The sequence below is a fragment of the Massilia sp. Root335 genome (assembly GCF_001425685.1).
GTDB classification, from domain to species: domain Bacteria; phylum Pseudomonadota; class Gammaproteobacteria; order Burkholderiales; family Burkholderiaceae_D; genus Telluria; species Telluria luteola.
In genome coordinates this window covers 284-18772 of the sequence record NZ_LMCY01000042.1, presented here as the reverse complement: position 1 = coordinate 18772, position 18489 = coordinate 284, and the positions used below count along the sequence as shown (strand labels likewise).

The following is an 18489-nucleotide window of genomic DNA, read 5'->3' as shown; positions in this document are numbered from 1 at the left end:
CTCAGGCAGGCCATATGACCCGAATTACGCCATGTGAAGCTTGACGCACAAGACGGTATCTACAAAACCATGACCGCGCCGCACGTAGGGTGGGCAGCCCCCGCCCACGCGTTCAACCGGCGCGTGAATGACCGGTGTGCCCGTCCGTGTCGGAGCCGATTGCGCGTGGGCACGGGGTGCCCACGCTAGCTCAACCGTAAGCGGTCCACCGCTGCGGAATCTCGATGCTGCCGGACTGGGCCGCGGCCGCGTACGCTCGCATTTCGGCGACGACGGCCTCGAGCTGTTCATTGCTCGGGTTGGCGAGGAACCCGTTCATGCGCTCGTGCAGCGCGGCCTGCTGGTCGCGCCATTCATATCGGGATGACTTGCTCATGCACCCTCCTTGCGGCGAACTGCCGTCTTGACATTGTTGTTTTTCATGACATCCTCCTTCAAAGAACTCAGGATGCCGTTTCCCACACATCGGGTCGGTGCGATGACGCACATTGCCAAATGGAATTAAGTCCGGTGAGGCAAGATGCTGTGGTAGAACAGCTCGAGCCGGCCTTCCAGGTCGCGCTGCGCCTTGTCCGGGTCCACGAGACGGTGCGGGCGCATCAGGTTCATGATCATTTCGCCGGTGATGGTGGCCATCAGGTGGCACGGCAGCAGGTCGAGCGGCACGTCGGGGCGCATCTGGGCGCGGATGTCGGGACGCGCAAAAAAGCGCCCCAGCATCTCGCGCGTCTTGAGCGGGCCGCCGTTCCAGAACGCTTCGGCCAGTTCCGGGTTCTTGGGCGCCTCGGCCAGCACGATGCGCTGCAGGTCGATGGCTTCCTGCGACGTGATCAGGGCATACATCTGGTGCGCGAAGTCGTCCACGATCTCGCGCAGCGGGCGGGGGTCCGTCTCCATCGGCTGGCTGCGGAAGAACCGGTGGCGCTTGGCGGCCAGCACGGCGGCCAACAGGCCCTCCTTGCCGCCGAATTTCACATAGATGGTGCGCACCGCCACGTGGGCCGCGCGGGCGATCGCTTCGAGGCTGGTCTTGGTGTAGCCGTTCTCGAGAAACAGAGCGGCGGCGGTCTGCAACAGCTCTTGCGTACGCGCCTCGACGTCGGCGGCCTTGGGCCGGCCCGCGGCCTTGCCGGAGCATTCGGCCGCGTCATGCATATGTTTGTCCATGGTTCACACTGTAGCCCGATATCAAATGAAATGCAACCGTTTCATTTCTTGACTTTGGCAAAAAGTTGTCCAATAATGCGATTGACCAATTTCATTTCTTTTCGGAGTTCACATGCCAGATACCCAAACCACGGTCGACCACAAGCCTGTCGCCGCCGTTCCGCCGGGCGCGCCGGCGGCCCAGGGTGCGCCCGCCAATGCCGCCAAAGGGCCTCCGAAGCGCGTGCTGATCGTGGTGGGCCTGATCGCCGCCGCCGCGCTGGTCGCGGGTGGCCGCATGTGGTACCGCAGCCATTATTTCGTCGAGACGGAAAATGCCTACGTCACGGGCCACGTGCACCCGGTGTCGTCGCGCATCCCGGGCGTCGTCACGAAGGTGATGTTCGACGACAACCAGATCGTCAAGGCCGGCGACGTGCTGGCCGAGCTGGACCCGGCCGACCAGGGCGTGAAGGTCGAGCAGATCCAGGCCCAGATCGCCAGCGTGCAGCAGCAGATCCTGCAGGCCGACGCCGCCGTCGAGCAGGCCAAGGCGCAGGCCTCCGCCGCCCAGGCGCAGGTCGTGCAGGCCCAGGCCAACCTCGTGCGCGCCAAACAGGACGCCGACCGTTACGGCCAGCTGTACAACAGCACGATGAAGGCCGTCTCGAAAGCCGAGGTCGATGCCGCCACGGCCGCGCGTGCCGGCGCCACGGCCGACGTCACGGCACGGCGCGACAACGCCACCGCCGCCAGGGCCCAGATCGCCGCCGCCGGTGCGGCGCGCGACGTGCTCAAGGCCCAGGTAAAAGTGCTGCAGGCCCAGTTGAAGGACGCCCAGCAGCAGCTCGGCTACAACCGCATCGTGTCGCCGGTTTCGGGCCGCGTCGGCAAGCGCAGCGTGGAAGTCGGCGCGCGCGTGCAGCCGGGCCAGCAGCTGGCCGCCATCGTGCAGGACGACGTGTGGGTCGTCGCCAACTTCAAGGAAACGCAGCTGCCGGGCATCGTGCCGGGCCAGGAAGTCAAGGTCGAAGTCGACGCGCTGCCCAAGCACGAACTGGTCGGGCGCGTGGACAGCTTCTCGCCGGCCTCGGGCAACCAGTTCGCGCTGCTGCCGGCCGATAACGCGACCGGCAACTTCACGAAGATCGTCCAGCGCGTGCCCGTGAAAATCACGTTCGCGCCGGACGACCTGAAGAAATACGCCGGCCGCCTCGTGCCGGGCATGTCGACCGTCGTCGAGATCGACCTGCGCCAGAAGGCGCCGCAACAGCAGGCCTCCGCTCAATAATCCGGGAACGCATCATGTCCACGACGATCACCAAACCGCTGGCGGCGCACGCGCCGCCGGGCGCGCCGGCCAACGGCGCGCGCATCGACGCGCGCACCTGGATCGCGGTGCTGGCCGGCATGCTCGGCGCCTTCATGGCGGTGCTCGACATCCAGATCACCAACTCCTCGCTGCGCGACATCCTCGGCACGCTGTCGGCCACGCAGGAAGAGGGCTCGTGGATCTCGACCGCCTACCTGTGCGCCGAGATCGTGGTGATCCCGATGACGGCGCTGTTCGTGCGCGCCCTCGGCCAGCGCCGCTACCTGATGCTCACGACCGCGCTGTTCCTCGGCTTCTCGACGCTGTGCGGCACCGCGTGGAACCTGTCCAGCATGATCGTGTTCCGCATGCTGCAGGGCTTTACCGGCGGCGCGCTGATCCCGATGGCGATGACGCTCGTGATGACGCGCCTGCCCCCGGCCAAGCGCGCCGTCGGCATGGCCATGTTCGGCCTGACCGCCACGCTGGCGCCCGCGATGGGCCCGACGCTGGGCGGCTACCTGACGGAGTTGTACGGCTGGCCGTCGATCTTCTACATCAACTGGGTGCCGGGCGTGCTGCTCATCGCCGGCATGTACTGGGGCATCGACCGCGAGCCCATGAACCTGCAGGCGCTGTACAAGGCCGACTGGCTCGGCATCGCCTTCATGGCGCTGGGCCTCGCCAGCCTGACGATCTTCCTGGAAGAGGGCAATTCGAAGGACTGGTTCCAGTCCAGCTTCATCATCACCTTCGCGGCGCTGGCGATCATCGGCATCCTCGGCTGGGTCGTGACGAATTTCTGGCGCAGCGACCCGTTCGTCAACCTGGGCCTGTACGGTCACCGCAACTTCCTCGTCGCGACCGGGCTGTCCGCCGTGATCGGCATGGGCCTGTACGGCTCCTCGTTCCTGCTGCCGCTGTTCCTGGGCCAGATCGCCGGTTATTCGCCGATGCAGATCGGTGAAGTGATCGCCTGGGTGGGCCTGCCGCAGCTGTTCGTGATGCCGTTCGTCGCGCGCCTGTCGCAGAAGATCGACAACCGCCTCCTGTGCTCGTTCGGCCTCGCGCTGTTCGGCGTCTCGTGCCTGATGAACGCCTACATGGACGCCAACACCGGCTACGACCAGCTGATGCTGTCGCAGATCATCCGCGCGCTCGGCCAGCCGTTCGTGATGCTGACCCTGTCGAACTTCGCCATGGCCGGCATCCAGCCGAAGGACATGACGTCCGCCTCGAGCCTGTTCAACATGACCCGCAACCTGGGCGGCTCGGTCGGCATCGCCCTGCTGGCGACGGCGCTCACGAACCGCGAGCACTTCCACTCGGAGCGCCTGGGCGAATCGGTGTCGCTGGTCGCTAGCGCGACGCAGAGCCGCCTGGACACGCTGACGCAAGCCTTCATCGCCAAGGGCTTCGACCCCGCGACGGCCGCCCAGCAGGCCATTGGCGCCATCGACCGCATCGTGCGGCGCGAATCGTTCGTGATGGCCTACAACGATGGCTTCTTCCTCGTCGGCGCCATCCTGCTGGCGGCGATCATCCCGCTGTGGTTCTCGGACAAGATCAAGTCGCCCGGCGGCGGCGGTGGCGGTGGCCACTGAACCAAGCATTCATGGATAAAAGAATGAAAACTATTTATATCAAACCTGTCGTTCACACCGCCGTCGCCGTTGCCGTCGCCGCGCTGCTCTCCGCCTGCGGCACCGTCGGCAAGGATTTCGTCGCGCCGCAAAGCGCGGCGGCGCCGGCCTGGCGCCATGCCGCGGCCGAGCCGCAAGGGGAGGCCGCACAGCAGGCCGCGCGCCTGCCGGCCGAATGGTGGACCGTGTTCGGCGACGCCACGCTGGCCCGGCTGGAGCAGCGCGCCCTGCACGACAACCCGAACGTGCGCGCCGCCGCCGAGCGTCTCGTGCAGGCGCAGGCGCAACTGGGCGTGGTGCGCGCCAACCAGCTGCCGACCGTCGGCGTGAAGGCCGGCATCGCGAATTCGCGCACGTCGGCCGAAAGCGCGATGGGCGCGACGTTCGGCCACCAGTCGATCAAGGGCAACGATTTTTCCATCGGCGCCAATTTCTCGTATGAGCTCGACCTGTGGGGCCGCGTGCGCCGCGCCGTGGAAAGCGCCGACGCCCAGGCGCTGGCCGCCCAGGACGACCGCGACGGCGTCATGCTGATGCTGTCGAGCCAGGTCGCGACGACGTACTGGCAGCTGCGCGGCCTCGATGCGGATATCGCCATCCTGAACAATGCGCTGGCCACGCGGCGCGAATCGCAGCAGCTGATCGAGGCGCGCTTCAACGCGGGCCTGTCGAACGAGCTGGACGTGTCGCGCACCCGCATCGAGCGCGCCAACGCCGAGGCCGACATCCAGGAAGCCCAGCGCCAGCGCAACACGCTGGAACACGCGCTGGCCGTGCTGGTGGGCGCGTCGCCGAGCCAGCCGATCCTCGCTCCGGCCGGCGCCGCGCTGCCGCAGCCGCCCGCGATTCCCGTCGGCCTGCCGGCGAGCGTGCTGGGCCAGCGTCCCGACCTCGCGGCCAGCGTCGCCACGCTGAAGGCCTTCAATGCCCAGGTGGGCGTGGCCGAGGGCGCGTTCTATCCGAGCCTGTCGCTGACGGGTAATTTCGGCTATGCGTCGGAAAACCTGAGCAACCTCGCCAAGGGCAGCGCGCGCGAGTTCTCGTTCGGCCCGCTGGCCCTGTCGCTGCCGGTATTCGAGGGCGGCCGCAACCGTGCCAACCTGAACCTGGCCAGGGCGCGCTACGACGAAGCCGTCGCGAACCATGAGGCACGCCTGCTGACGGCGCTGCGCGAAGTCGAGGATGCGCTGTCGGACGTGCAGCAGCGCCAGCAGCAGGGCGACGTGCAGGTGCAGGCCCAGCAGGCCGCCGCGCGCGCCGTGCAGGTGGCGCAGGCCAGGTACGACCGCGGCGTGTCGACCTACCTGGACGTCACCGACGCCCAGCGGTCCTCTCTCGCGGCCGACCGCGCCGCCGCGCAGATCCGCACGCAGCGGCTGCTGGCCGCCGTGTCGGTGGCACGCGCGCTGGGCGGCGGCTGGCAGCAGGCGGCGCCGGAAGCGACGGTGGCGCAGGCGTCGCGCTGAGGCACGCGTAAAACTTGGGTTCCCGCCTGCGCGGGAACGACGAGTTCATACACTGCCGCTGAGCCGTCGCCCCCGCGCAGGCGGGGGCCCAAGTTCTTCTGCATGACCTTGAACAGGATTACAATCGCAAGATTGCAAACCTCACAAGGGACCCCAATGAAGCAACTCCTCGCCCCCCTGGCACTGGCCGCAGCGACCCTGTGCACCAACGTCCACGCCTCTGATACCGCAGCGGCCCCCGCCTCCGTGACCCAGCTCCAGTCGATGACCAGGCGCTTCGCCCCCGTCGACCTGACGGCCGATACGGCCAGGCTGTCGGCCGGCGACCGCGTCGCCATCGCCAGGCTGATCGAAGCGGCGAAGATCGTCGACATCCTGCAACTGCGCCAGCGCTGGTCCGGCAACGAGGCACTGTGGGCCGCGCTGCAAAAGGACACGACGCCGCTGGGCAAGGCACGCCGCGATTACTTCTGGCTGAACAAGGGGCCGTGGTCGATCATCGACGGCAACCAGTCCTTCATGCCCGCGGAGTATGCCGGCATCCAGATCCCGGCCGAGAAGCCGCCGGGTGCGAATTTTTATCCGGAAGGGGCGACCAAGCAGGCGCTGGAGACGTGGATGAACGGCCTGCCGCCGGCCGAGAAGGAGCAGGCGCAATGGTTCTTCACGGTGATCCGCAAGGACAAGGCCGGTAAATTCACTGTCGTGAAATACTCGGACGAATACCGTACCGAGCTGCAAAAACTGGCCAGGCTGCTGAAGGACGCGGCGAACGCCACCGACAACGCGTCGCTGAAAAAATTCCTGAACCTGCGCGCCGACGCGTTCCTGTCGAACGACTACCTCGCCTCCGATTTCGCGTGGATGGACCTGGATTCCCCGGTCGACGTCACGATCGGCCCGTACGAGACGTATAACGACGAGCTGTTCGGCTACAAGGCCGCGTTCGAAGCGTACGTGAACGTGCGCGACCAGAAGGAGACGGACAAGCTGAACTTCTTCGGCAAGCACATGCAGGAGCTGGAAAACAACCTGCCGCTCGATCCGAAATACCGCAATCCGAAGGTCGGGGCGCTCGCGCCGATGGTCGTCGTGAACCAGGTGTACGGCGCCGGCGACGGCAATATGGGCGTGCAGACGGCCGCGTACAACCTGCCGAACGACGAGCGCATCATCCGCCAGCGCGGCTCCAAGCGCATCATGCTCAAGAATGTCCAGGAAGCCAAGTTCGAGGCGACCCTGACGCCGATCTCGAAGCTCGTGCTGCGCCCGGCCGACCAGAAGGATCTCGACTTCGATTCGTTCTTCACGCACATCCTCGCGCACGAGATCATGCACGGCCTGGGTCCGCACGCGACGACGCAGAACGGCCAGCCGTCCACGCCGCGCCAGGACCTGAAGGATACGTACTCGACCATCGAGGAAGCGAAGGCCGACGTCACCGGCCTGTGGGCGCTCGCGTACATGATGGACAAGGGCCAATTGAAGGATTCGCTGGGGCAGGGGCCTGCTGCCGAGCGCAAGCTGTACAACACCTACCTCGCGTCGGCCTTCCGCACCTTGCACTTCGGCCTGACGGATTCGCACGCGCGCGGCATGGCCATCCAGGTCAACTACCTGCTCGACAAGGGCGGCTTCGTGTCGCACGGCGACGGCACGTTCTCCGTCGACTTTGCCAGGATCAAGGGCGCCGTGGCCGACCTCGACCGCGAATTCCTGACGATCGAAGCGCTGGGCGACTACACCCGTGCGCAAGACCTCATGAAGCGTTACGTCGTGATCCGCCCGGATGTGCAGAAGGGCCTGGACAAGATGAAGGCCGTGCCGAACGATATCCGCCCGGCGTTCGTGACGGCGGCCAAGCTGGTGCCGGCGCACCGCTGAGCGGCTTTTCCGGCAACATTACGCTTTTGGACAGCCGCGAAAATATTGCCGAGGACGAGGGTTGAACGGGGAATAGAATTGCCGTTAGGCATTTCATATATCCATCGGGAAGCCCGCCATGTCCAAAGTCTTTTTCGCCGCCGCCGTCCTGGGCCTGGTTGCCCAGGCCGTCCCCGCATGCGCCGCCGACCTCACGCCGCTGGAGCAGCGCTGGCTCGGCGCCGCGTTTCCCGTCCTTGAATACTCGCGCGGCCTGAAGCTGCCGATCGACATCGTCGTGCAGCCGCAGGCCGGCCCCAACGACGTGCCGATGGCCATGGGCTTTGCCGGCGGCCGCTGCAAGCTCGTGTTGTCGCTGCGCGGCAATCCCAATGCGGAGCGCCAGCTGGAGGGCGTGCCGGCCGATGAGCAGGGCGAATTGATCGAGGCGATGGCCGCCCACGAGATCGGCCATTGCTGGCGTTATGCGCAGGGTGCCTGGCATGCGCTGCCGGCCGGCTTCGTCGAGACGGGCGAGGAGACGGCCGCCGATCCATCGCTGCTGGCGGCGTCGAAGGCGATGCGCGAGACCCGCCGCGAGGAAGGCTATGCCGACCTCGTCGCGCTGGCCTGGATCCACGACCGCCACCCCGGCGACTACGGCCGCATCTACGCCTGGCTGGAACGACTCAGGCAGGACCAGCCGGTGGCGCACAACGGCCACGATACGCGGGCCTGGGTGCGTCTGGCGCGCGACGGCGCCCGTTTCGGCGCCGCCGGCAAACCGTTCGAGGACGCGGCGCCGTTGTGGCGCGAAGGCCTGCTGAGCGACGATTGATTGTCCGACAAGTGTACGGTGCCGCACAGAGGTCTTGCCCGCCAGGGCGTTAAATCTGGCTGTCACAACAAACAACACAAGGGACAAGACCATGAAAACGCTGATTGCGACCTTGCTCGCGACGGCCGCAGGCGCGAGCTTTGCCGCGGCGCCGACCGCGGCACTGAACCACGACCCTGCCACCTACCGTAATCTCACGCACAAGGCGGAGACGGAATACCGGGCGGCGGCAGCGAAATGCGATGCGAAAAGCGGCAACGACAAGGACGTCTGCATGGCCGAGGCACGGCTGATGCGTACCCGCACCGAAGCCGATGCGCTGGCCAAGTACAACAACACGGCCACCGGCCATGCCCGCGCGCGCACCAGCGTCGCCGACGCCGAATACGACCTTGCCAAGGCCCGCTGCGACGCCAAAAACGGCGCCGACAAGGACAGCTGCATGGACAACGCCAAGTCCGTGCACACGGCGGCGCTGGCCGACGCCAAGGCCGAGCGCACCGAGCGGTCGACGGCCACCGGTTCGAGCGGCAGTGGCGGCGCCAGCGGCAGCACGGCGTCCGGCGGCCTCGTGACCGGCACCGATACGCGCGATCCGGCCAAGGCGGCCGCCGTCGACAAGTGCGCGCAGATGGGCGCCAACGCGAAGACCGGTTGCCTGGTCGAAACGAAGCCGTCGGCCGTGCGCGAGAACGCCGCCGACGCCGCCAACCGCACGGCGAACGCGACCGAAAACGTCGCATCAAAGACGCGCGACACTGCCGTGACCGCAGCCGACAAAACGAAGGCCGCGGCCGCGACAGTTGTTGAGAAGACGAAAGAAGTGGCCCACGCCGCCGTCGAGAAGACGAAGCAGGCCGGTTCGACGCTTGCCCGGAAGACCGACAACGCGATGGACCGCACCGGCGACGAGACGGCCGACAAGACCCGCGACGCCACCGGCAAGACGCGTCTGGCCGCGTCCGACACCGCCATCACCACCAAGGTGAAGGCCGATCTCGTCAAGGAGCCGAACCTGGATTCGCTGGGCATCCACGTCGAGACGGAAAAGGGCGTCGTGATGCTGAGCGGTTTCGTGAATTCGAAGGAACAGGCCGACAAGGCCGTGCAGGTCGCGAAGGGCGTCGACGGCGTCACCAGCGTCAGGAGCGCCATCAAGGTCAAATAAGTCATCCGCTTTAAGCTCATCCACGGCCGGCGTTTGTAGCCGGCCGTCTTTTTTGCTGAACTACCACAAGTTGTTGCGCACCCGCCGCGAATTATTTTTGCGGTAGATAGGGCACGGTATAATCGCGGCCGTGAACAGACTCGAAGCCTTCGGAACCATCGCCGCCCAAGCGGCGCGCGGTGAGATTTCCTTTCCCACCAGCGTGAACGCCGTGCTGCGCCTGCAGCACGCGCTGAACGATCCCGATTGCCACCTGGAGGATGCGATCCGCCTCGTGCTGGGCGAGCCGCAGCTGGCCGCGCGCACGGTGGCGCTGGCCAATTCCTCGACGTTCAACACGGGCGGCAGTCCGATCACCAACGTGCGCTCGGCCGTGACGCGGGTCGGCTACCGCAACCTGCAGATGCTCGTCGCGAGCCTCGTGGTGCGCCAGTTCGGCGCCCGCATCGAGGACCCCGACCTGCGCGCCAAGGCCGAGCAGTTGTGGGAACACACGGTGCAGGTGGCCGCGCTGGCCCATGTATTCGCGCGCCGCGTCACGTTCGTCAATCCCGACACGGCCATGTTCGCCGGCATCGTCCACGAGGTCGGCGGCTTCTACTTGTTGTCGCGCGCCGACGGTTTTCCGGGCCTGCTGGACGACGATCCGGAAAAATGGGCCGAGCTGTGCGAGGACGTCGTCACGCGCGAAGTGGCGCGCAAGCTGGCGCTGCCCGAGCCCGTCGCCGACGCGATTTTCGAGCTGCGCGGCGCCTGGCTGCACATGCCGCCCGCCACCCTGCTCGACACCCTGCTGCTGGCCAACCTGTATGCCAGCGTGCCGTCGCCGCTCGGCACGGCGCGCGCGCCGCTGCCCGAACACAGCGAGAGCGCGCTCGACTACCTGCTCGACGAGGACAGCCTCAATCGCATGATCGACGAGGCGGCCGAGATCAGCGCGTCGATGGGCGGCGCGCTGCTCGTCTGACGGCGCTCAGCCGTTTGTTTCGCGGACGGCGCGGCAGAACTGCGCCGTCGCCTCGTCCATCGGAAAGCACGACTCGATATGCAGCTCGTCGATGGTGATGTCGCGCGGCGTGCCGAACGTCGTGATCGTCGAAAAGAAGCTCAATGCCACGCCGCGGTGCCGGAACTCCGTCGTCAGCAGCGGCGCGGGCGGCCGGTCCAGGTCGCGCAGCCGCCAGCGCGACGGCACGTCCGGGTACGCCAGGACCTCATCCAACAGCGCGCGGGCTTTCAGGTCCGTCGGCGAACCGGCGATCAGCGCGTGCAGGTGGCCGATCAGCGTGCTCCCCACATCGTCCCAGTTCGTCATGCGGCCGCGCAGGTCGTCCGGGTCGAACACCGTGCGCAGCATGTTCGCATGCCGGGGCGGCCGTCCGTCGAGCAGGAAGCCGTTGATGCGCTGCGCCGCCTGGTTCGCCGCGAGGATGTCCCAGTGCCGGTTCATGAGGAAGGCCGGATAGGGCTCCTGCTGCTCGAGGATGAAGGCGATCGCCTTGTTGATCTGGCCCATCGCCGGCGTATCGAGGCCGCTCTCGGGATAGCCCGGCGCATAGCCGCCCGCGCGCAGCAGCGCGTTGCGTTCGCGCAGCGGCATGTCCAGCACGTCGGCGAGGCGCATCAGCAGGGGTCTGCTGGGCTGCGCCTTGCCCGTCTCGATGCAACTGAGGTGGCGCGCGGAGATGTTCGCGTCCAGCGCCAGGTCGAGCTGGCTGAGGCGGCGCGCGGCGCGCCATTCGCGCAGGAGCAGGCCGACGGGGACGGGAGCGAGATCAAGTGGGGGCATGGCCGGATGATAACCCGGCAGGCGGCACACCGAAACTCAGGCTCGAAAAGATGGTGTCGAAGTCGATGCCTTCGGCGCCGGACAGGGGCGTGGTCCAGATCACGTTCAGGAGCCAGTTGCCCGGCGGCGGACGGCGCAGGCGCACCAGCCCGTCGCGGTCCGTGACTTGCGCGGCGGCCGGCGTGGCATCGTGGTCGAGATCCGTGAGCTTCACCAGCGCGCCCGCCAGCGGACGGCCCTCGAAGACGACCTGCGCCGCCAGCGTGTCGCCGCCGTCCGGGTCCGACAGCGGCGCGACCAGCACGATTTCCAGCGGCAGGCCGACCCGCTTCGTCGCCAGGTCCTGGTTGCCTTCGCCGGGCGCACCCGCCTGCACGAGGGCTTTCGCCACGCGCCGGTAACGCTCGATGGCGTCCCGTCCCGTCGTGCCCCGCTGTTCGCGCGCGGCCGCCGCAGGCCACAAGCCTTCTTCTTTCACGTAGGCGTTGAAGCGGTCGGCGGGCAAATGGCTTTGCGCGTTCGCGTCCGTTTCCAGCACCAGCAGATGCAGTCCCGCTTCGGTGGGGGCGAGCTTGCCGTCGCCGCGCAGGTCGATGACGTCGCCGCCGGGCGTCCACGCCGCGAAACGCAGGATGCGGCGCGACGGGATCGGCGAGGTCCGGCGCGCGTCGCCGTGGCCGACCTGCATGCTCAGTCCCGTGCTGGCGCCGACCGAGACGACGAAGCGGTCCGGATTCACCCAGAAGTCGTGCGCGCCGGCCGCGAGGGGCAGGCACAGGGCGGCGACCGTCAGCAGGCGCGCGATCATCGGTAGGCCGCCTTCGCATCGTTGGGCGCGGCCAGGAACGGGAACACCGCATCCGAATGCTGCCGGTCGTCCGCGCGCACGCCGTCCGTGATGGCATCGTTTGTCCCGCTGGCGAGCAGCGAGCGGTAGACGTTCACGGCATCGTAATGCAGGGTGCGGCCGCCGCAGTCCTTGCGCCAGCGGTCTCCGCCCGTCAGCGCCGCCAGCTCCACGGCGAACAGCTGCGTGCACGTGGTCGATGCGCTGTCGACCCACAGCCGGTCGTCGGCCAGCAGCCTGGCCAGCGGCGTGTAGCGCGCCGCCGGCGGCGCGGCATGGTCGATCATGAGCTGGTTGCCGCACTGGCCGTCGTAGCCGTCGTACAGCGCGAGCGACCTTGCGATGACGGGCACGAATGCGTCCGCCGTCTCCGGCGTCGCGGCGTTGTAGGCGAGCTTGTAGGCGTCGGCTGCCTCGTCGTTGCCCAGGTGGGCCAGCAGGCCGTTGCCCGTCAGCGGCCGGCCCATGCGGTCGATGCGGACGTCGTCGACCGTCGTGTCGGCCCACACGGCCAGCACGGGGCCGCCGCGGTCGACCAGCGACAGGTCCACGGACAGCACGATGGCGGCCGGCGTCCAGCCCGCGAGGAAGTTGCGGGCCGGGCCGCCGTCCGTGTGGCGCCAGCGGTCGAGGATGGCGGCGGTCTGCGTGGGCGTCCAGGCGGGGCAGCCCGCGGCGTCGCGCGGGACGCCCTGTTTGAGCGTGGCCGTCGCCAGGTCGAACGCGTCGCGCGAACCCTTCACGTTGTTGAAGAACGGGTCGTCGCGCAGGCCCGCGAAGAGCCGGCTGCGGCCGCTCGCGCTGAGCAATCCCGCCGGCCGGCTTGGGTCGCCCTGGATCGCTTCGTCACGCCCGATCAGGCAGTCCGCCTGCGCCATCGAGGCGAAGCGGCAGACGATGTCGGTGCGCGCCGTCGTGTCGGGAAAGCGCGGGCCGCTGTCGATGTGGAAGGCGTATTCCGCGTCCTTGTCGAAGACGTGGCCGACGATGGTCATCGCGAGGTTGAGCCGGCGTCCGTCGGTCGAGGTCCACGCGTAGATGTCGCCGATGTCCACGCGCGGATCGGCGACCACCCTGGGCGAATCGAGGTGGTCGGATGCCAGCGCGGCCGTGCTCAAGCACAGCGCGGCGAGCGCGAGCCGGATGCGCTTCATGCCGCGGCCCCGCGCGCGGCGTCTTCGAGCGCGCGCATCGCCAGCAGGTACGGGCCGGGACCGTGGCTCAGGCGCGCGACGCCGAGGGCGCGCAAGGCCGCCAGCGGCGGCGTGCCGGCGGCGGCCATCAGGTTGACGGGCAACGGTGACGCGCGCACGAGCCGTTCGATCAGCGCGGCATCGACGAGGCCGGGCACGAACAGGCCGTCGGCACCGTGCGCGGCGTACAGGCGGGCGCGCTCCAGCGTGGCGTCGAGCAGCACATCGTCGTGCGCGTCCGCCGCGGCGAGCAGGAAGCCGTCGGTGCGGGCGTTGATGAAGAGCGGGATGTCGAGCCGGTCGGCGGCGTCGCGCGCCGCCTGCAGGCGCAGGGCCTGGTCGGCGGCGGGGCGCAGGCGGCCGGCGTCGATGCCGTCTTCCAGGTTGCACCCGACCGCGCCGGCGCGGATGGCTTGCGTGACGGTGTCGGCGACGTCGAGCGGCGTCTCGCCGTAGCCGCGTTCCAGGTCGGCCGTCACGGGCAGCGCGACCGTGCGCGCGATGCGGCCGATGTTGGCGATGGCCAGGTCGCGCGGCAGGTGTTCGCCGTCCGCGTAGCCGTTGGCGGCGGCGACGGCCCAGCTGGCGGTGGCGACCGCCCGCGCGCCGGCGGCGGCGATCGCCCTGGCGCTGCCGGCATCCCAGCAGTTGAACAGGACCAGCGGCGCTCCCGGCGCGTGCAGCGCGCGGAAGGCGTGGGCTTTGAGGACTTGGTCGGACATGATGGACTCCTGCGTTGGTGGAGACCACAGTGTCGCGGTTCGGCGGGGCGGGTTCAATTACCCGCGAGGTCATGGAAAATTGACCTCCGAGGTCATGGACCTACATCTGCCGGAAGTGGTACAGGAAGTTCCGGCTGACCGGCAGCACCTCGTCATGGCCGCGGATATGCAGGTCCGCCGTCTCGTTCATGCCCCTGACGACTTCGCTCACGCATGCCAGATTGACGATGACGGAGCGGTGCGTCTGGACGAAGCGCTCGGGGTCCAGCTGCTCGGCCAGTTCGCGGATGCCCTTGCGGATCAACGCTTCGCCTTCGTCCCACACGACGCGGGTGTACTTGTCATCCGCGCGCAGGAAGCGCACCTGGTCGACGGGGATCAGGCGCAGGCTGGTGCCGACCGACGCCTTGATCCACTGGAGCCACGGCGACGCCGGCTTGCCGCGTCGTTCCAGCCGGGCCGCGAGCTGGTCGAGCATGGCGTCCAGCGCGGCATGCGCCGGCGGCGGCAGGGCCAGCTGGCGCTGCAGGCGTTGCACGGTATCGGCCAGGCGGGCCTCGTCGATCGGCTTGACGATGTAATCGATGGCGCCCTGCTGGAACGCCTGCACGGCGTATTGCTCGTAGGCGGTCACGAATACGACGTGGGCCCGGCGGGCCAGCTGGCGCGCGGTGTCGATGCCGTTCTGCCCCGGCATGTGGATGTCCAGGAACACGATATCGGGCTGGTGCTGGGCGAACAGCTCGAGCGCCTCGGGACCGTTGCGCGCGTCGTCGACCAGCCGCAATCCCGGCCACAGGGCCGCCAGGTGGGTGCGCAGGCGTTCGCGCAGCAGCGGTTCGTCGTCGGCGATGAGTGCGGTGAACGGCTTCATGGCTTGCCTCCGGGGTGGAAATGCAGTTCGACGCGCAGGCCGTGCGGGACCACCTCGTGCAGGTCGACGCGCGCGCCGTCGCCGTAGAAGGCGTGCAGGCGGGTGCGCAGGTTCGACAGGCCGGTGCCGGGCTGCGCCGTTTCCGACATGCCCTTGCCGGTGTCGTCGACCCACAGGACCATTGCGCCCGTCGTGTCGTCGCAGCGGCCGCCCACGTCGATGCGGCCGCCGTCGATGTTGGGATCGATGCCATGCCGGATCGCGTTCTCGACCAGCGTGAGCAGCGCCATCGCAGGGAAGCGCAAGGCGCCCGCCCGCGCCGGCGCCGCCACCGTGAACTGCAGGCGGTCGGGCATGCGCAGCTGCATCAGCTCCAGGTAGGAACGGACCAGCTGCAGTTCCGTTTCCAGGGTGGCGTCGGCATCGTTCAGGCGCGGCATCGCGGCCCGCAGGTAGGCGATGAGGTGGCGCAGCACCGGCCCCGCGTTGGGGGAGCCGGACGCCACGAGGGCTTCGACATTGGACAGCGTATTGAACAGGAAATGCGGTTCGATCTGCGCGTGCAGCATGCGCAGGCGCGCGTCCAGCAGTTCGCGCTCGAGCCGGTTCTTTTCCAGTTCGACCCCGAGCCGGTCGGCCCGTTCGCGCTCCCGGCGCTCGTTGCGCATCGCGACCAGGGAAAACAGCACGCCGAAAAAGATCGCCAGGAACACCATCAGGAAGTGTCCGACCAGCGTCTGGGTGTCGCCGAGATAGGCGATGAAATGGCTCCGTTGCGTCACCAGGGCAGTGACGAGGGCCGCCACGGGCGCCGTCAGCACGACCGCCGCCAGGCGCGCGGGCCCCAGTCCCATCCAGCGTGGACGCAGTGCGCCGGCAACCGAGTAGGCCATCAGCAGCGCCGCGCCGATGAAGCCGATGCGGCCGAAGACGCCGAGATAGGACGTGCCGCTCAGCACGTGCAGCAGCCAGGACAGCGACAAGGTGAAGACGGCGACCACGGCGGCCTGCCGGGCGGTCGGCAGCAGGACGCTGGCTGGGCGGAGAGAGGGCGTCGTCGGGGACATCGAGCCACGATACCTGCAACCCGACCGTCGTTCAAGTCCCGGAAACCGTCGCCGGTCGCATCGTTCGCCCAACCGTCTTGTGCCCGGGAGCGGGAAATGGATAACTGCCGTATCGATCATCCGAGGGAGAACAACAATGGTATCGGGTAATGCAATCACCGCCTCCTGGCGCGCCGGCAGCACGCACGGCCGGGCCGCACGGGCGCTGGCGTGGGCGGCAACGCTGTGGTTCGTCGTGACGGTGGCCGGACAACTCGTCTTCGCGGCCTATGTCGTGCTGCTGTATGGCGGGGCGGCGGTCCGGGGAAGCTTCGGGCAATGGAATACGGTGATGACGCATGGTCACGTGGCCGGTGACGGCGTGGGAAACGCAGCCACCGGCATCCACCTGCTGATGGCGGCCACGATCATGCTGAGCGGGGCGCTGCAACTGGTTCCCCGCCTGCGCGCGCGGGCGCCCGCGTTCCACCGCTGGAACGGCAGGCTCTATCTCGTCGCCGCCGTCGCCGCGAGCGTCACCGGCATCTACATGATCTGGTGGCGCGGGGCGGTCGGCGACGTCGTCCAGCACATCGGCACGAGCGTCAACGGCTTGCTCGTGCTGGCGTTCGCGGGGATGGCGCTGCAGCGCATCCGCATGCGCGACGTCGCCGCGCACCGCCGCTGGGCAATGCGCCTGTTCCTCGCCGTCAGCGGCGTGTGGTTCTTCCGCGTCGGCCTGATGTTCTGGCTGGCGGTGAACGGCGGTCCCGCGGGGTTCGACCCTGGCACGTTCCGGGGGCCGTTCCTGAGTTTCCTGGCGTTCGCCCAATTCCTGCTGCCGCTCGCTGTCCTGGAAACCTACCTCGTCTGCCGCGCACGCGGCGGCGCCGGCGCGCACTGGTTCATGGCGGGCGTCCTGTCCGCGCTGACGCTGGCGCTGGGCGTGGGCATCGCCGTGGCGACGGTGGGCATGTGGCTGCCGCACATGTAACCGGGCATGCCCCGCGTCGCATCAAGCATATGGCATGGAAGATAACAGTTATTTCTAAAAAGAATTAGAACGATACCGGGAATGATGGTACTGTGTAGTACCAAAAATTTCTATTGAGAAATATCATGCATTCCATCCGGCCTGTCATGCTCGCTCCCGTCACCCTCGCTTTCGCCCTCCTCGGCGGTTCCGCCCACGCGGCCGTGCTGAACCTGATGGCACCCGTGGGCGGCGCGAATCTGTATGCGATCCACGACTTCACGGCGCCGTCGAGCGACGTCGAGGGCGCGGTCGTGGCCGGCGGCAATGTCACGATTTCCAGTTATTCGATCAATCACAACAACAAGGATGCATTCGGCACGGACGGCTATGCGCTCGTCGCCGGCGGCAACCTGGCGTTGCAGGGCGGCTCGATCGAGAACGGCAAGGCTTACGTGGGCGGCACGAGCGCGCTGACGTGGGCGGCGACGCCGGACATGTCGACGAACAATCCCGTCGATTTCAAGGCGACATCAAACTATTACAAGGGCGTGGCCGATGCGTTGTCGGACCTCGATCCGACGGGTTCGGTGACGCGCCTGTGGAGTGGCGTCAAGGTGACGGGCAACGGCAGCGGCGGCGTCGACGTCTTCGATGTGTCGTCGGACCTGTTCGCGAATTCCAGCAGCTGGACCCTGGAACAACTGGTGCCGGGCCAGACGCTCGTCTTCAACGTGAGCGGCGGCGCCGGCACCTTCAATAACGGCGGCATCAGCTTCGAGCCGCTCGCCGGCTACAACGTGCTGTTCAACTTTTACGAAGCGACGAGCATCGACGTGCGCGGCGTGATCGGCAGCGTGCTGGCGCCGTATGCGACGCAGACGGCCAATTGGGGCGTCATCAACGGCAACGTGATCGTCGATACATGGTCGTCGACGGTCCAGGTCAATTCGAATCATTATTTCAACGCGGTCGACATCGCCGGGCTGAAAACGGGGCCGAACGACAACGACACCCCGGCGCACGTGCCGGAGCCGGGCAGCGTGGCGCTGGTGCTGGCCGGGCTGGCGGCGGCGGGCATGGCGAGGCGGAAGCGCCGGCAGGCCTGATAGCGCATGATCCGTCGTCCCCGCGCAGGCGGGAACGACGTTACTCAAGCATATCGGCATGGTCCGTCGTCCCCGCGCAGGCGGGGACCCAAGTATCAAGCATATCGACCTGCTTCAAGCGTAATCCAGCTGCGCGCAGATTGGGTTCCCGCCTGCGCGGGAACGACGTTACTCAAGCATATCGACCTGCTTCAAGCGTATCGATCTGCACACAGACTGGGTTCCCGCCTGCGCGGGAACGACGTTACTCAAGCATATCGGCATGGTCCGTCGTCCCCGCGCAGGCGGGGACCCAAGTATCAAGCGTATCGACCTGCTTCAAGCGTAATCCAGCTGCGCGCAGATTGGGTTCCCGCCTGCGCGGGAACGACGTTACTCAAGCATATCGACCTGTTTCAAGCGTATCGATCTGCACACAGACTGGGTTCCCGCCTGCGCGCACTGCTGTCCGGAATAAAATTCTTGACAGTTTCATCAGATGAGGCTCAGCTGGAGCTCTT

General features: G+C 67.6%; 17 protein-coding genes. 9 read left to right on the top strand and 8 right to left on the bottom strand.

From position 1 onward, the window contains the following. Positions 1–190: 190 nt before the first annotated feature. Complete coding sequence (locus tag ASC93_RS21365) at positions 191–376, bottom strand: hypothetical protein (RefSeq protein ID WP_056447229.1); 186 nt, start codon at positions 374–376, stop codon at positions 191–193. 125 nt (positions 377–501) lie between these two features. Then, entirely contained in the window at positions 502–1167 is a 666-nt protein-coding gene (locus ASC93_RS21360; protein WP_056447226.1) for a TetR/AcrR family transcriptional regulator, read from the bottom strand. Between the two features lie 112 nt (positions 1168–1279). On the opposite strand from ASC93_RS21360, the gene ASC93_RS21355 reads away from it, so the two are divergent. The 7 genes from ASC93_RS21355 to ASC93_RS21325 all read left to right on the top strand — a co-directional run bounded on the left by ASC93_RS21355 (position 1280) and on the right by ASC93_RS21325 (position 10403). Further along, positions 1280–2437, top strand: a complete 1158-nt coding sequence (locus ASC93_RS21355) for an HlyD family secretion protein (protein WP_056447223.1) — start codon at positions 1280–1282, stop codon at positions 2435–2437. A gap of 14 nt (positions 2438–2451) precedes the next feature. Next, a complete protein-coding gene (locus ASC93_RS21350; protein ID WP_056447220.1) occupies positions 2452–4062 on the top strand; it encodes a DHA2 family efflux MFS transporter permease subunit in 1611 nt (536 codons plus the stop codon). A 23-nt stretch (positions 4063–4085) separates the two neighbouring features. Beyond that, positions 4086–5567 carry an efflux transporter outer membrane subunit gene (locus tag ASC93_RS21345; protein ID WP_056447217.1) on the top strand — a complete coding sequence of 494 codons (1482 nt, stop codon included), beginning with the start codon at positions 4086–4088 and terminating at the stop codon, positions 5565–5567. A gap of 156 nt (positions 5568–5723) precedes the next feature. Continuing rightward, complete coding sequence (locus ASC93_RS21340; protein WP_056447214.1) at positions 5724–7451, top strand: DNA mismatch repair protein MutT; 1728 nt, start codon at positions 5724–5726, stop codon at positions 7449–7451. Positions 7452–7569: 118 nt separating this feature from the next. After that, positions 7570–8268: a hypothetical protein gene (locus ASC93_RS21335; protein ID WP_056447211.1), complete on the top strand. Its 699-nt coding sequence runs from the start codon at positions 7570–7572 to the stop codon at positions 8266–8268. Positions 8269–8359: 91 nt separating this feature from the next. Next, entirely contained in the window at positions 8360–9436 is a 1077-nt protein-coding gene (locus ASC93_RS31775) for a BON domain-containing protein (RefSeq protein WP_056447207.1), read from the top strand. Positions 9437–9566: 130 nt separating this feature from the next. Next, positions 9567–10403, top strand: coding sequence for an HDOD domain-containing protein (locus ASC93_RS21325; protein WP_056447205.1), 837 nt, complete (start codon positions 9567–9569; stop codon positions 10401–10403). Between the two features lie 6 nt (positions 10404–10409). Here ASC93_RS21325 and ASC93_RS21320 read toward each other — a convergent pair whose 3' ends face one another. The 6 genes from ASC93_RS21320 to ASC93_RS21295 form a co-directional block, all read right to left on the bottom strand. Beyond that, the gene (locus ASC93_RS21320; RefSeq protein WP_056447233.1) at positions 10410–11225 is read right to left on the bottom strand and encodes a helix-turn-helix domain-containing protein; all 816 of its coding nucleotides are present in this window, start codon (positions 11223–11225) and stop codon (positions 10410–10412) included. Next, positions 11212–12033: a DUF4198 domain-containing protein gene (locus ASC93_RS21315; RefSeq protein WP_056447202.1), complete on the bottom strand. Its 822-nt coding sequence runs from the start codon at positions 12031–12033 to the stop codon at positions 11212–11214. Before ASC93_RS21315 ends, ASC93_RS21320 begins: the two co-directional genes overlap by 14 nt. Then, positions 12030–13226, bottom strand: a complete 1197-nt coding sequence (locus ASC93_RS21310) for a DUF4331 family protein (protein WP_056447199.1) — start codon at positions 13224–13226, stop codon at positions 12030–12032. Before ASC93_RS21310 ends, ASC93_RS21315 begins: the two co-directional genes overlap by 4 nt. Continuing rightward, positions 13223–13987, bottom strand: coding sequence for an isocitrate lyase/phosphoenolpyruvate mutase family protein (locus tag ASC93_RS21305; RefSeq protein ID WP_056447196.1), 765 nt, complete (start codon positions 13985–13987; stop codon positions 13223–13225). The genes ASC93_RS21310 and ASC93_RS21305 overlap by 4 nt, the downstream gene beginning before the upstream one ends. 100 nt (positions 13988–14087) lie before the next feature. Beyond that, positions 14088–14861: a LytTR family DNA-binding domain-containing protein gene (locus ASC93_RS21300; RefSeq protein ID WP_056447193.1), complete on the bottom strand. Its 774-nt coding sequence runs from the start codon at positions 14859–14861 to the stop codon at positions 14088–14090. Beyond that, a complete protein-coding gene (locus ASC93_RS21295; RefSeq protein ID WP_056447190.1) occupies positions 14858–15928 on the bottom strand; it encodes a sensor histidine kinase in 1071 nt (356 codons plus the stop codon). The genes ASC93_RS21300 and ASC93_RS21295 overlap by 4 nt, the downstream gene beginning before the upstream one ends. Before the next feature lie 136 nt (positions 15929–16064). Here ASC93_RS21295 and ASC93_RS21290 point away from each other — a divergent pair, with 136 nt between their 5' ends. After that, positions 16065–16901, top strand: a complete 837-nt coding sequence (locus ASC93_RS21290; protein ID WP_056447187.1) for a DUF2306 domain-containing protein — start codon at positions 16065–16067, stop codon at positions 16899–16901. A 125-nt stretch (positions 16902–17026) separates the two neighbouring features. Then, the gene (locus ASC93_RS32325) at positions 17027–17989 is read left to right on the top strand and encodes a choice-of-anchor A family protein (RefSeq protein WP_082548232.1); all 963 of its coding nucleotides are present in this window, start codon (positions 17027–17029) and stop codon (positions 17987–17989) included. Positions 17990–18489 lie beyond the last annotated feature (500 nt).